The organism is Paenibacillus sepulcri (genome assembly GCF_042647105.1).
Classification (GTDB): domain Bacteria; phylum Bacillota; class Bacilli; order Paenibacillales; family Paenibacillaceae; genus Paenibacillus_Z; species Paenibacillus_Z sepulcri.
In genome coordinates this window covers 6571153-6587199 of the sequence record NZ_JBHRUP010000001.1, presented here as the reverse complement: position 1 = coordinate 6587199, position 16047 = coordinate 6571153, and the positions used below count along the sequence as shown (strand labels likewise).

Here is a 16047-nt window from a genome sequence, read left to right as displayed (position 1 = left end):
CAACACCATTAATATTTCATTCTCATTTATTTCAACTTGATTACTTTACCAGCATCACTTTTATGTTTATTCTCTATAAAATTTCCATACTCATCAGCATCAGAGACCCAATGTAATTCATTACCACTTTTTTCAAACACCTTAAATGCCGAATTTCCATGTCCAGTAATATCTTTTGCCCACCAATATCCTAATTCAGTATTGTCTTGATACGCGGTAACCCGACTACCATGAAAATTATAAGATAATTTAGCTCTTGCATTATTTTTTATTTCCCATTTAGTTGTTGAATTTCTTCCCATAGCGCCGAGAGGACCTACCAAGGATAGTGCTGCCGTATATGTTTCCTCTGGATCACCAGAAGCAAGCGACTTTATAGTACTCGCTCCAGATATATCCTGTGCAAACTTATCCAGTTTATCGATATTTTTCAGCAACGCCTGTGCTCTAAGTTTCTCAGCAGCTTCTTGTTGGTGGATCTCTGCTTTTCTCTCATTGGAAAGATTATAGGTCATTGGGATATTTTGACCTGCGTATTGACTTGCTGAACCAGAAACTCCAACTAGTGCAGCAAGAATACCTTTATCAATAATTGGAGAACCTTTGTAGTTTTTGTCACCCCCTAAGTAATATGATGAACTTGAACTACAAGTCCCCGCATGTGCATCTTTCCCATTAGCAGAAACACAATAATGTCCCGTTGGATCTGTATATATTAGTGGATTATTCTGCACATACGTATAAAGATTCAAACTCAGCGGGTTCGTTATTTGCCCTTCAACCGTATCCTCCCCAATAAACCGCCCAATGCTGGGATCATACCACCGAGCCCGCAAATACTGTAGGCCAGTCGTGCTATCCTGCATCTCGCCCGAATATTGGAACATCTGCGGAATGGTTTCACTCTCGGATGCGATGTTTCCAAAGCTATCATAACGATACGTATTCAGCTTCGTCAATCCGGTCTTGTCCATCAGATTCACGATGTCGCCATGACCGTTCTGTACGTAATACGCTTTGCCTTGGCTATCCTCGCGGGCAATCAATCCCTTGCCGCGAATATACCGCCCTTCTAGCGTCTCCACACCGCTGGTCACGCTGGCATCAGCGATGATCTGGTCGCCGTCCCAATAATACCGGGTCGTCTTTCCGTTCTCGGTCCGTTCCCACAACTGCCCGTCACCATTGTACGTATACGTCACGCTGCCGCCGCTTGTCTTCGTCACGCTCGTCAGCCGATCCCGCTTGTCATACGCGGTTGTTTCGTCCGGACGATCAAACGGCTGGCTCGTCGTCAAACTTTGGCGATTGCCGCGGCTATCGTACGTGTAGGTTTCGTTGAACTGTGTCGAGGTCGAGAGCCGGTTCAACTCGTCATACGTAAAGCTGTCGGGTGTGCCGCTGTTCTCCGTACGGGTAAGCTCATTGCCATTCGTGTCATACGTGTAACTGGTGTTGTTCAGCACCGAACCGTCCGCTTTCTTCTGCGTCAGTCCGCCAACTTGCATGCCGTCATACGAATAAACAGAGGTGACGCCGTTTCGCTGGGTGATCTGCTTGAGCAGGTCATTGTTGAAATATTGATACTTGGCCTCGTAGTCGTTCACAAAATTATTCGAAGGTCCCACCGTATCCAACCGGTTGCGTACATCGTAATGGTAGTACGTGTTCGCTCCGAACGGATCCTTCATCATCGCACGATTGCCGTTGGCGTTGTAATCATAGGTCATGACTTTGTCGTCAGGAAAGGTAACGCTAGTTCCGGCTCCCGTGGACGGATTGTAACCGTAATCGGTCGTGCCTGTGATGTCCGTCATACTGAGACGCCGACCGGCCAAATCATAGGTGAAGGAGATGGCTTCTTCTCCCGGTATGGGATTCCAGCCCGCATCGACAATCTCTTTTTTCTGCAGGAAATTGCGGCCATCGAAGGTATACTTGAACCGGGTTCCATTGCGGTCTACCAGCTTCGTCTGGTTGCCGTTATTATCATAATAATAGTTCTCGACATTGTTCTTCCCGCTGACCGCCGCTTCCGTATTCTGAATGAGACGCCCGGCCTCGTCATATTTCTTCACGGTCGTTTTGTTGTCCGGAAAGAGAATCTGCGTCAGATTGCCCATCATGTCATAACGGTAAGAGGTCACCTGCACGGTACCATTTACAGTGGAGGAAACGCTGCCCAATTGACCGAGCGCATCGTAGGCATAAGTAGACGTATGCGCCGGTGTCAATCCATCGGTCGTCGTCAGCATATTACCGATGTTATCATAGGTATACTGAGCCAGCGTTTGCGTCGGTTTGTCTTTCTTGGTCTCCTCTTTGCGTACAGTCCTTCCTAACTTGTCATAATACTCTTTGAGCTTATAGCCTTCCGGATCGATGGTGGTTAGCGACGCTTCGATATCGTCATATATAGAGATTGCCGGTTTTAGGCTGGTTGGATCATCCGCATAAGCCACTGTGCTTTGGCGGCTCCATTGGTCGTAGCCGAAGGTTGTCCGATTTCCCAGAGCATCCTCCGTCCACTTTATCCGCCCATTGGTGTCGTAGCCGTATTTGGCTTTGGCCTTGTAGGTTCCGTCCTCTAGAATCCCCTCGTCGGTCTTCCACCCGAGCGAGTTGTATCGGATCATAGTAGATACGCCTGTCTCATCGGTCGTCGTCAGTTGGTTCAGATAGTCGTTGTACGTCACCGTCGCCGCAGAGCCATCCGATTGATGCAGGGCTTTGGTCACCCGTCCAAGTGCATCGTAGGTGTAAGTCGTGAGATTGCCCCTACCGTCCAGAGCCCGAAGAAGTGTGCCATTGGACGGATCGTATGCATAACTGCCGCTTAGTGTAGAGGCAACACCATCTACATCATGAATAGTGGTCGATGTTGCAGTCGGAAAACCTTGTTGATAATCCGTCGAATATTGGACTGCCGTCACCATATCGCCGTAACTGCTGTTGTTCTTCGTGCGAATCTGGCCGACATTCCCGGTCGTCGGATCGATATTTTCATAGTCTGTCTCCTGCAAGGCGGATCCAGACTGTCCGGTAGAGGTTCCACTGAAGACTTGAACCTTGGTGACCGTACCCTGCGCGCTGCGCGTGTACTGCGTATATTGCCATTGCCCCGCCCCGTTCACCTGCGTCGCACTGGTTGCCAGCAGATGGGTCGTACCATCGAACGTGTACGCCGTCTGATTTCCGAGCGCATCGGTTGAGGTTGTGATATTGCCGTAATCATCATAGTTGTTCGACGTCGTGGTGACCCGGGTTGCCGAGCTTCCCGATACGGAATCGGTGTCGCTTGTGGTGACCGGCACCGGCCACCTTCTCGCGCGATCGTAAAGGTAGTCCGTCTGTTTCGTATACGTCTTGCCGCCGCTTACGGCCGCGGACACGATTCGCGTGTTGTAGTAGACGGAGTTATCAGCGTCGATAGAATCCTTCTCGTTGGTGAAGGTCGTCTGGGTAAGCCTGTCGTTTACCGCCGCGGAGAAGGTGAGGTCTGTATGGTAGGCGCTCCCGACATCTCCCGAGGGATACGTAATATCCTTGTGATTGTTCGGTGCTGTTGGCGCATCCGGATTCGGGTTCTCACGGGATTGGATACGGTACACCTGATTGACTGCATTCTCGCCGATGTATCGAATCACCGGACTGGTCTCGTACGTATAGACTGCGCTGACACCTGTCGGATAAATGACACCCGTCAGCAGCGCATACGGATTGGATACGTTGGGCGTCGTTCCGAGCAGATTGAACTGTGCGGGTGACAAATTGTAATTGTACGTGGTGGCGCGGCCGATCGGGTCGACCACCTGGCTCAGCAGCTCTTTGCCGTTTTGTGCCGATTTATAGTACGTGACAGTCTGGTTGCCCTTCGTCAACACGACGGATACGGGGGCGTAGGCAATGGTGATGGAATTGCCGATCGCATCCGTAATGGAGCTCAGCACCGAACCATAGACGGCGTGGCTTGTGTACGTGAAATTGATCGTATTGCTGTAGGCGTCTGCGATTTGAATCAGTTGACCTTGCGCATTAAAGTACTGCTTCGTGCCCTGAATCGATTTCATGAGATAAGCCGAAGTCGAATCGTTCACGGTGACGCTCGTGTCTTCCGTCAAGGACAGGTCTTTCCACGGGTAGCCGATCAGCCGGCTGTTAGTATCGCTGGACAGATTGATTTTAAACACGCCTGATCCGCTTAAGTGCATAAATTTGTCGGTACCGATATCTTCGATAAAGGAAATATCCCAGCTCCAGCCTTTGCCGATTGGAAACAGCTTCTCATCCAACGGCTTTTCTGTGCTGTTTATCCCTCCGATAATGGCCAACTGGTTAAACTGGGAAGCGCCGCTGTCGTAAGTGCGGGACAACGTGAAGCCGAGGCCATTACGGCCCGGCAAGGACAGATCAGCGGCATGAAGCGACAATCCGCCGGATAGGGTCGAGATGGTCTCCTGATCAAGCTGCACCGTGAACGGCGCTTCGTCCGGTTTCGTATTAACATAACTATAATCCGGCAAGTCCAGGGTTTGAAATTGGGAAGCGGATCTGTAATCGGCATCCCCAAGTTCGCTGGTCACGATGCTTTTGGCTTCCTTTGCGTTGTTGACCGTCCGAGGATGTACTTCGTCCAATGCCTCGGCGAGTGTTTTTCCGGTATTCTTAAGGATAGTCAGCGCCTTTTCCGCCTCTTCGAGCGTGTAGCCCTGGTCCAATATCGCCTGAAGCTCGCCATCGGTCAGGTTGAAGCTTTTGGAAATGGCAGTTCTGCGCGCATCAGTGATAGTCGTGCTTTGCGGCGCTTGTATGGTTGCGCTGTCCGTAGCGGCAAGCGCCTGATTGGCGGATATGGGAAGGGCCGCCATTAACAGGGAAACGATCAGTAACAGCGATAGCATGCTTCGGCAATAGTTTCTGTTCAAGAACCGTAGGCCTCCTTAATTGGTGATAGTCGTTGTTTTGGATGTGATATTGCCGTTGCTGTCATACTGATAGATCGTTTGCGTCTGCTGGTTGTATGGAGACAATATAAACGAGTAAGGAGCCGAAGTGCTCTTACTTCCATCAGTACCTGAAATTAAAAAATAGTAGGTTTGCCCCGCAGTTACATCAAACAGCTGGTTTTCTTGAAGACCAGCTGCCCGAATTCCACTTGATACCAGGTTGTAGGCGGAATCGAAAACAAAAATATCGTAATTCAAACCTGCTGGTGCATTCAGCATGATCCGGTTTGCTCCACTCTTCGTAGGTGTATATTTATAAAAATCCAAATCGGTAGCTAAACTGATAAGCGATGTGTAGGTTTGATTGTAGTTAATTGGGAATGCATCCACAAACGAATCGTTTGGTTCAAACGTGTTCGGGAGCACCAAATTGTTACGGTAAGCCGGAGATGACCATTCCATCCCATCAAACGTCAACACCTTGAAGCTCCAGGTCCCATTGGCCAGTGCCGGAGTCGTGAATGAGGTCGCGCTTCCGGATAATAGACCTGAATCATATGCTACGGTAGCCCAGTTGTCCTGAGTGCCTTGTATCTGGTATTTGGTCTGTACCTGACTGTTAGCGTCGGAATACGTCCATGTAAGCTGAAGGATATTGCCCGTCATTTGCTGACCATTGGTGTAAGAGGTAACCGTCGCTACGGGCAGAGTGTTGATTCTAAAATAATACGGAACGGAAAATGAGGAAACTGTTCCTTTGTTGTCTTGCGTGCTAACTTTCCAATAGTAGGTCGTACCTCGAGTCAGTGCTGGAGCAGGCACGGTATACGAACTGACAGACGAAGTCACCCATCCTGAATCGCGAATTAAGGTGGTTCCGCTATAAATTTGGACCTCATATGCGGATTGCGTATTCCCTGCATCAGGATCGGTAAACGTCCAATTTAGTATGGGGTTCGTTAACGTCACGGATGGTGTTGACGATGAAGTAGAGCCCGGACTGAGCGCTGTCGGGGCGTTTGGAGCATGATTATGCTTGATGGCGAATACGGCATTAGACTGATCCCACGGTCCATAGAGTGAGCCATCGTAAGCTCGGATCCGAATGAAGGCATTCGTGGATTGTGGTGCAGAGCTAAAATTATAGGAATAACTTGTCATTCCTGCATCAGTCAAAGGGGCGATATCCGCCCAATTATTTCCTCCATCCGTGGACAGTTGAATATGATATCTCAGTGTGTTTTGTGTATTATCAGGATCAACGGCTGCATTCCAGGTTATATTGTACGATGAATCGATCGTCTCGCCGCCATTGGGCGATGTCACAGCAGGCGCCAGAATGGGCGGACTGTTGTATGTAATGGTTATTTTAGGTTGATATTCGGTAACGGAATACTCATGGCTGTAGATATTCTTACCCGTTTGTAATCCTCCGACTTGTACCACTACACCATAATTAGGCGTTCCGTCCGCCCAAAGCTGAGCGAAAGACGTGATATCCGTATTCATCCAGCCCGGACGTTCCCAAGAGTTTTCCACTCCATAAGGTCCTGTGTTTGTTGGAATAGATGTCGGATCATGCGAAGGAATTGATGAAGGCTGAATCGTATTTTCATTCCAATTAGATGTGAGCCTGTATACTACTCCAGACGCTGAAATAGTGGTATAGCCTGAAAAAATATAAAGTCCCATAACGGCACTGCTAATTGAACTGTGAAGCGGAATGGAGGATAGGTCATACTGAAAATAACCATCATGAACCGTATAACTATTATACGAGGAGCTCCATGATCCTATTGTAAAATAATCATTTGCGTCATAGGAAGAATTGCCACTGTCACAACCGTATTCATCACAGGAAGCATCCTGCGATGATGTGACCGTCATAACAGTCGGATCGACGAAAACAGGAAATTGTAATCCCGTTGTATCAACATCAAGCTGAACGAATAGATGGCCATCCGATTCATTAAGGGTCTGAGCGACATCCCTTTTCGTCCCATTGGCATCGATGAGCCATGCGGGCAGCAATTCAAAGTTCCGGGAATTTCGAATATCGCTATTTAGTTGAAATTGAAACGTTGTCGGAGCCTGATTATTTTTCAAGATAATGGTTTCTTTAATGCCGCTATTCTTTACTTCCAATTGCAAATCAGTATATTCCCAAGCATTTGGGTATTCGATTTTATTACCATAAACGGCTCCGATTACGGAGTTTGCATGGAGCGGTTTAAACGATAATTGTTCAGAGCCTTTCCCAATCGAATATCCATTGTCGAATTTCTTCGGTAATTTTACATCAAAGGGAACTTGAGGAGCTCTGTAATAACTCTGCATGTTGTTTATTTTGTTAGTTTCTCGAAGCTGCTTGTTGCTTGTGACAATTTGATTGATACTCGCGGCTGCTTCATGAGAAATCGGTATATTTATAAGATCCAAATTCGCTTCATCTACCAAATTGGTATTTATCGGTTGCCAGTTACCTGATGCATCCAAGAAATTTTGATCACTCATCGAAATTTCAGCCATATAAGAGCCGTCTGAAAGTTGGTAATGTCTGCTATTTGCATTTCTGCGATTCACAGCCTCTCCTACCACCGATTTCCCTGCCTTTGATGCTCTTGCCATTATATCTGTCGGGACAGAGACTTTCGTAACAAAGGACTTTGAATCTACAGCCCCGCCAGCTTGAGTGGATAGACTCGATTCTGGAAGTCCATTGAAGTTGATATCCGGTTCATTTGGTTCCCGTTCAACCGACGTATCTGGCGTGCCACCCGCAGGAGTTATTTCCAAGCCACTTGCATTGATCCCGCTTATTGGAGTTAAAAGTAAAGACAGGATTAAGCACAAGGAAATAGGGACAAACCTTCTTTTTATATTCTTCATACACAAATTCCTCCACATGTTTTTTCATACTTAAACTCAATTTACTTTGAAACTACCGGGTGAGGACAAAGCAAACATGCTAACCGACGCACCTACTCAACGATGACTCCGATCAAGTTTCCGCTGCTGTCATATTGGTAATCGAGAATACGGCCGGAGGAGATTTGAATATAGTCGATTCGACCATAACTATCGTAAACATAATGAATGGGAATTGAAGGGATAAATAAAGGCAATGTAGTTACGGTTATTACGTTACTTGCACCAGATACATTTCCTTCAGCATCCTTTGCTTTTACCGTAAATGTGTAAGATGTGTTTGCGTTTAGACCCGTTACGGTGTAGTTATTCGATGCGCTGGTTCCTACTAAAGTCGTGCCTTTATAGATTTCGTAGCCCGTCACTCCCACATTATCTATTGAAGCAGTCCACGTCAGATTCACGCTCGTTGCTGTCACGCCCGACACCTTCAGATTTGACGGTACTGTCGGCGCTTGGGTATCGAAGATTGCCGTTACTGTATTACTCGCGCTAGAAACATTTCCCTCAGAATCCTTAGCCTTTACCGTAAAATGGTATTCTGTATTCGGTAAGTATTCTGATACGGTGTAGGTTGTAATGCTGCTTGGAACAATCTCAACTAATTCGGTACCATTATAGATGTCATACTCTTGAATCATCTCTTTCGCTAACGGAGCATGCCACATCAATTTTGCGCCGGTTGACGAAAAAGAAACGAGAGAAAGGTTCGATGGCGCTATGGACTCTTTTAATGTAGCAACCATAAAACTCGCATCATAACCACTTTTTACTTTTAAAGTTATATAATATTTATGTCCTGCAGTTAAATCAGCTTGTACCTTTGAGAATACGGTATTATTGTAATTGTCGTTACTCGCCACCAATAAGGTTGAGTTTGGATCACTATAAACCTCGACAATGGTATCGGCCGGAACCGCATTTCGCAGAGAAGATGTCCAGAACACATATGGATCAGACAATGAAGGTGTAAATGTATAATGCAAAATCGGTTGGTAATTCGTTCTAAGCTCATATGGCACTTTCTCGACCAGTTCCGTGGAGGCAGCTTCCTTCAGAGTGGCCATCACTCTTGCTTTTACGTTAGCTCCACGGTAACCCTCGACTTCTACCAAATATGTAGACCCGCCGGACAAATTGACCTCTACTGACGGAAAAACTCCACGCTCCGCATCACCATAACCGTATGAAATCAATTGATATCCCTCTGCATATACAAATAATGTGAGATCCGGATATATTCCTGTATTAACTCCGTTATAGAAGTCAGCCGAAATCTTATATTTACCGCTCGTCTGTGGAAGAAACTCAGTTACCCAGCTAGATGAATCGGACAAATTAGCATCGGTAGGCACATTAACGACAAGATCGGCGTTGCCTGAAGCAGATATCTGCACTCTTAAATGAAGTGGTTCACTCATCGGTTCGAGCAGAATATAATAAGTTACTCCGGCAGTTAAATAATGAGAAACATTAAGTTCCTCAAACTCCAGAATGTTTGTTAAACCTTCATCGTCATATAATTTAATCGTGACCTCACTTCCTAAAGATTCAAAACCGCCATATCCAATCGTTTTAATGTCATAGTTAAAAGAACGTGGAGGAGTGAATTGTAACACTTCACTCTGCCCTTCCTCTAAAGAAAGATCAATGGGGTTGTTAAGACTTAGTGCAGGATTCTTGGTAACGGTTACAGTGGATCTGGGATCGGACATTGCTGTTATTATTTCCATCAAATACGTATGGCCTGCCTCTAAATATATGGTAACAGTCTCTTTATGATCTTCATAAAATTTGCTTGGCTCTAATAAGTTCGACCACGAGTCTTCACTTATACTAAATTCAATATCTAGTTCACCATCACCAAAGGGGACCAGGTTAAATTGATAGGTACCATTGACACTGGGAGTAAACTCATAATTCACCGAGGTGCGATTATCTATTACAGTAGGTACTTCTAATTGCAATTGAGGGTAAGAGGTAAGCGATAGGACTGATGAAAGTGGCTTAGGAGAAATATTCGTTTCATTCTGGAGCGATCTATCGTATCGGTCAACAGCATTTTCATATTCCTTCGTTAATTCTTCAAAACCGTCCTCATCAAAATCGGCAGCACTAGCCTTATGAAGAGCACTATTTTCAATGAGCAGATCATAGTAGGTATGATCGATCATCTTTGATAAGGAAACATTGCCTTCTTTAAAGGCTTTATCACTGAGAGACTTCAGATGATTAGCCATTCTGAGCAAATTTTTATCATAGTCTATTAGCTTATCACTAGGGGACAAAACATTCATTAAGGGGGATGGTTTAATGGATGAAGACTTTTGGTTGGACTGTTTCAAATCGGAAGCTGCCAAATTAACGGGTACGTTTCCAACGGAAAGTTCAGAGCTGTTGCTGGTAGTTACATTAGTTAAAGGATCACCGTTTCTTGAATAGCCATGTGTGGAAAAAGATACAAAAAGAGCAATAAACGATAAAATCAATGAGATATACCTTGTAATTTTATTATGTATCACTTGTGTGTTCCAACCCCTCGGTAACTAGTTTTTATACAGGTAAAACCTAATTGCCTCAACCCCTTTTCCTTCTAGTTGTAATTTATTCCATAAAAACAATACTATTGTACTGGAAAGATTGTCACAATGTCTTTTTTTGTCGAATTAATTGGTTTTATTGTAAATCAAGGCGAAAAGTTCAACCGACACCCGCAGAAGTTATTTCCAATCCACTTGCACTTATCCCGCCTATTGGAATTAAAAGTAGAGACAGGATCAAGCACAAGGAAATAGCGACAAACCTTCTTTTCATACTTTCGTACATAAATTCCTCCACATGTTTTTTCGTACTAAAACTCAATTTACTTTGAAACTATCGAGTGAGGACTAAGTAAAGACGCTAAACGAAGCACCTACTCAACGACGACTCCAATCAAGTTACCGCTGCTGTTGTATTGGTAATCGAGAATACGACCGGAAGAGAGTTGGATATAGTCGATTCGACCATAACTATCGTAAACATAATGAATGGGAATTGAAGGGATAATTACAGGCAATGTAGATGTAGTTAAGGTTATTACGTTACTTGCACTCGATGTATTTCCTGCCGCATCCTTTGCTTTTACTGAGAATGTATAGGCAGTGTTTGGGGTCAAACCAGTCGCAGTATACGTATTGGTGGTAGAACTCCCTATCCGCTCGTTTCCTTTATAAATATCGTATCCTGTTACCCCTTCGTTATCAGTGGATGCTGTCCATTGTAATGTAACGCTTGTTGTAGACTTATCCATTACTGCCAAGTTAGTAGGAGTTGTTGGAGGAGTGGTATCCGGAAGATCATCCTCAAAATAGGTGACAATTACATAAATCAGTCCTCTACTTCGATGTCCGAGTTCAAAAGAAAAATCAACGATGTTATTATCAGGCAAAGATAACGAATTTACGCCTCCAGATGCATGATACTCATCATCTATTTCTGGCACTGAAATTTCTATCATCCCGGCAGTAAGGTGAAAATCGTAAATTTTTAAGAGCGCAGTAACATAGATGTCTGTATTGCTTACTGTTTTTGTCGGATCCAGGTTTATCGGAAATGAATAGAAGCTATTTTCAAAGTCCTCCTCTTCTTCATATACACTCGGATCAATAAGAATTGGATAAGATAAAGAAGCGGGATCAAACGATACATCAAGAAACTTCTTACCCTTCTCGGTTCTTAATGTCTGGGTCACATCTAGAGTTTTACCGGTTGCATCCTTAAGCCAGGCCGGGAGCAATATAGCTTTCTTCCCATTAAGTTCTTGGTCCAACTGCCCAATAACCTCAAATGTAAAACGGGTCGGCGCATTTCCATCTTTAAGAATGATGCTTTCTTTTATCCCCCAGTCGGTCGCCTCCAATTCCACATTAGTGCTTGGCCAAACATTCGTATACATGACTTTTGTTTGAGCAGTTTCATTCCACTGTCCGATGGATGATCCAGCACCCACGGGAATAAATTTCAACCTGGCATCTTCGGAACCAATTGAATATCCTTCCGCAAAATCAGAAGGAATGCTCAGATTGAAAGGCAGCGATTGTGTCTTGAAAGAAGGTACCGTCTTTTTTATTTTCCCTGTCGAATTCGCTTTTAACGCCTGGCTTTGGTTATCCGGGAGTACGTCCATTTTGGTGATTTTCGGATCGATCTCCGCCAGTTTTCCCTGAGAGTCAACAAAATGAATATCGTGGGAGGATACTACTTCAACCAAGCTTCCATCTTCCAGTACGAATTGCTTCTCGTTTAATTCTCTTTTTGAAATGATTTCTCTTCTGATCTTTTTGCCGTTAAGGATTTTTTCATATTTAGCGAATTGCCTGGACGTGGAAGAAATGCTGTTTGCAGCGGTAATATTGCTCGAAACCGTTGTGGATATCCCATTTATGAGATTTACTTTTTTGGATTCACCCAATTGTTCCAAACTGCATATGTATTAGGAATCATTACGGAACTAAATAGAAGCATAAAGGCACAAACAGCTAATACTTTTTTTCTCATTTTTCTCCATCCTCAATGTTTCAGAAGTTTTAACTATAAATACCTGACCCTAATTTTCCAACCCTCCAAACGTGCTATAGCACCTTTTGTCAGTCATATAATATGACATAATATATAAAATAACTGAACATTATGTGTAATAATACCTAACATAAATAATCCATTTAGACTATATCACACTTTCCGATTCGTATAAATAGCAAACCACGGTTGATTTTGTGGTTATATGTCGAATTTAATTTTATTTTCGCATTTCCCCTTTAAAGGAGTTTGATATTTACTTGGTATCCTATTATTTCATTCAACCGCGTTAACTTGTCGAAATATGGCTCCTACTAACGGAAGAAACGATAATTTTCTTAACATATAATTCCCCCCCATTCCCCGCTTCCCATTTCCCCAAAAAATCATTAAAATATAAAAGATGATCTCTTACATCTTTTAACGCCCCATGCACTATCCACTCTGATCGAAGAAAGGAATTTACATAATGATTATTAAACCGAGAACACGGGGATTTATTTGTACAACGGCTCATCCGGTGGGCTGTGCGAGCCAGGTGAGGCAGCAGATTGATTATGTCAAAGCCCAGCCTGCGGTGAGCGGCTTCAAGAATGTGCTGGTCATTGGCGCTTCGACCGGATACGGCTTGTCCTCCCGCATAGTTGCCGCTTTCGGCGGTGGAGCCAATACGGTCGGTGTCTACCGTCAAGGCGCAGCCACCGACAACCGCACGGCTACTGCCGGCTGGTACAACTCGGCAGCCTTCGAGAAGGCCGCGCAGGAAGCCAGCCTCAAGTCCTTTAGCGTCACCGGCGACGCCTTTGCCGATGAGACCAAAGCTAAAACCATCGACGTGATCCGCACGGAGCTGGGTCAAGTCGACCTGGTGGTCTACAGCGTAGCATCGGCCAGACGGATTCATCCGAAAACCGGCGAGGTGTTCAATTCCACTTTGAAACCGATCGGCAAGCCCTACACGAACAAAACGGTTAATTTCCACAATGGCACGGTAAGCTCCATCACCATTGATCCTGCAACCGACGAAGATATCGATAACACCGTTGCGGTTATGGGAGGCGAAGATTGGCAGCTCTGGATGGATGCGCTGCTGGATGCTGGCGCTCTTGCCGACGGCGCAACGACGGTTGCTTATTCCTACATCGGCCCTGAACTGACGCAGGCGGTCTACCGGGAAGGCACTATCGGCCGGGCCAAGGACGATCTGGAAGCAACGGGTCACCGCCTCAACAAGCAGCTCAGCGAACGGGGCGGACATGCTTACGTATCCGTATGCAAGGCACTGGTTACCCAATCCAGCTCGGCTATACCAGTAGTTCCTCTGTATATCTCTGCCTTGTACAAGGTGATGAAGGAAAAAGGGCTGCACGAAGGCACGATTGAGCAGGCCTATCGCTTGTTCGCGGACAGACTTTATACGTCGAACGGAATGGAACTGGATGAGGTTGGACGCATTCGCATCGACGACTGGGAAATGCGCGATGATGTGCAGGCGGAGGTCGCGAGGATCTGGGAAGAGCTGACTACCGATAATATTTATGAGCTGTCGGATCTCGAAGGATACCGGAAGGAGTTCTTCCATTTGTTCGGCTTTCAAGCGGACGGGGTTGATTACGAAGCGGATGTTTCGCCTGAGGTCGAAATCCCGAATCTGCGATAACAGCGGTCGGTTTCATCTTTCCATACTAAAAAAGGGGCTCCCGGATTATTTCCGGAAGCCCCTTTTCTTTTGCATTTCAATTTTAATCTGAGTTACCCAGCTTCGTTTACATCACGATAATCTGTGGATTACCCCGCTTCAGCAATTCGCTTAAGATTCCGGCGAAACTATACCCGTTCTGTCCTTTCGCGAGGCTCTCAAAGAATCAATCGCAATCATAGCGACTCCTATGCACAGCAAGGAATCAGCAACATTAAAAATAGGGAAATTAAAAAAATGAACCTGGAGCATATCCACGACTTCTCCCTTAAAGACACGATCGATATAATTACCCAACGCACCGCCTAGAACGAGGGCTAATCCATAAGATAGAAACTGATTCTCCCGGTATACCCTGTGCAAATAGATCATGATTCCGATAATAACCAAGGAAGTCACCGCTATGAAAAATCCCAATTGGCCTTCCAGTATGCTGAATGCAGCTCCCTTGTTTCGTATCGAGGCGAGTCCAAAAACTCCAGGGATAACGGTTATTTGCTGTCCGATTGTCATATACATGGATACAAGCCATTTGACCACATGGTCCACGATAATAACACCGACAGCTATACAATAATAACGGAACACTCCATTCACTCCTTTTGAATACGTCATAAGCTCATCTTCAACGATCATAATTTTTGCTGTGTCTATGTATTTGCCTGTTTACCTGATCCACAATATCATAACATTCTCTGGATGGGATATGCCAGTGTCGGTAGTACAGTGATACTTATTAACTGTCGAGATCGCCGGCTGCCACAGAAAAAAGAGCCGCCCCGCCATTCACATGGCTATCGGGCAGCCCCTTCCAGCAAATAAATCCTGTCCATCTAGCCTACAGCTGTACTTTCTTCCCCGTCCTTGCACTCTCAACCGCGCCGAATACCATCGCCACGCTCTTGATGTTATCCAGGCAATCGGTCTCCGCCGGACGGCCCTGCTCCAGGGCATTAAACATTTCGTCCAGGCAGCCCCAGTGTCCTTCGCGTCCTTCATAGGTGACAGCCGCTTCGATCTGCTTCATCGGCAGGAAAAATTCCGGTCCTTTACTGGTGTCGACAGCCTCTGCAACCGGCAACTTGGCGCCATCCCACTTCGCCGTCCCGCTGCTGCCGGTTACTCTCCACTCCGATTCCCAGGAGGTGCCGAGGCCCTGGGCGCACCATGAACCGCGATAGCTGAATACGGAACCGTCGCTCATCTCGAAAATACAAATCGCCGAAGCGTTCCCTGTGTACCAGGAGCCCGGAGGGTTATATTCATGGCAGTAGACCGATACCGGGTCGGCGCCGATGATGAAGCGGGCCTGATCGAAGGTATGGATCGCCATATCAATAACAAGCGGGCTGTCCATCGCGTCGCGGAAGCCACCGAAATGCGGTCCCAGGAAGAAATCGGCATGAATCGAGCCGACTTGTCCAATTTCGCCCGACCCCACCAAATCGCGGAACGAGCGGATTTGCTTCAGGTAGCGGCGGTTCTGCATAACCGCATAGCGCTTGCCGGTTTGCCCGCTGATGCGGACAATATCTTCGGCATCGGCATACGATTCCGCCATCGGCTTCTCGCCAAGCACGTTGCAGCCCGCTTCCATCGCGGTCGTGACAATCTGTTTATGGCTGACCGGGATGGTCACATCAAAGACGAGATTGGCTCCCGTTGCCGACAGCGCCTGGGACAGATCGGTGAAGGTCGGAACGTTAAGTCCGCGTTTCTCCGCCATTTTCCTGGCGCTCTCCTCGAAGATATCCACCAGACCGACAATCTCGGCGTTCTCCCTCTGCGCTGCGTAATCCAGCCATGTATTGGACATGCCGCCGCAGCCTGCAACGACAATTTTATGTTGTGCCAATCGAAGCACCCTCTCATTGTAAAAGTATGATCATTTCCCATTTCGCAAATAGGCAACTT

The 16047-nt window shown here is 46.1% G+C and carries 7 protein-coding genes; 1 reads left to right on the top strand and 6 read right to left on the bottom strand.

Translation table 11 applies throughout. The features are described from left to right. Positions 1-26 precede the first annotated feature (26 nt). The 4 genes from ACFOLF_RS28590 to ACFOLF_RS28575 form a co-directional block, all read right to left on the bottom strand. A complete protein-coding gene (locus ACFOLF_RS28590; protein ID WP_210037379.1) occupies positions 27-4925 on the bottom strand; it encodes an RHS repeat-associated core domain-containing protein in 4899 nt (1632 codons plus the stop codon). A gap of 15 nt (positions 4926-4940) precedes the next feature. Further along, on the bottom strand, positions 4941-7835 hold the full coding sequence (locus ACFOLF_RS28585) for a glycoside hydrolase family 78 protein (RefSeq protein WP_210037378.1): 2895 nt from the start codon (positions 7833-7835) through the stop codon (positions 4941-4943). A gap of 92 nt (positions 7836-7927) precedes the next feature. Beyond that, complete coding sequence (locus ACFOLF_RS28580; RefSeq protein WP_379112826.1) at positions 7928-10396, bottom strand: fibronectin type III domain-containing protein; 2469 nt, start codon at positions 10394-10396, stop codon at positions 7928-7930. A gap of 392 nt (positions 10397-10788) precedes the next feature. Further along, positions 10789-12327, bottom strand: coding sequence for a fibronectin type III domain-containing protein (locus ACFOLF_RS28575; RefSeq protein ID WP_379112829.1), 1539 nt, complete (start codon positions 12325-12327; stop codon positions 10789-10791). 576 nt (positions 12328-12903) lie between these two features. Here ACFOLF_RS28575 and fabV point away from each other — a divergent pair. Further along, positions 12904-14094 (top strand): enoyl-ACP reductase FabV, encoded by a 1191-nt coding sequence (fabV, locus tag ACFOLF_RS28570; protein ID WP_210037377.1) that lies wholly within the window; start codon positions 12904-12906, stop codon positions 14092-14094. Between the two features lie 150 nt (positions 14095-14244). Here fabV and lspA read toward each other — a convergent pair whose 3' ends face one another. Together lspA and ACFOLF_RS28560 are read right to left on the bottom strand one after the other, a co-directional pair. Beyond that, positions 14245-14721: a signal peptidase II gene (lspA, locus tag ACFOLF_RS28565; protein ID WP_379112832.1), complete on the bottom strand. Its 477-nt coding sequence runs from the start codon at positions 14719-14721 to the stop codon at positions 14245-14247. 250 nt (positions 14722-14971) lie between these two features. After that, positions 14972-15988: a Gfo/Idh/MocA family protein gene (locus ACFOLF_RS28560; protein WP_210037375.1), complete on the bottom strand. Its 1017-nt coding sequence runs from the start codon at positions 15986-15988 to the stop codon at positions 14972-14974. Positions 15989-16047: the final 59 nt, after the last annotated feature.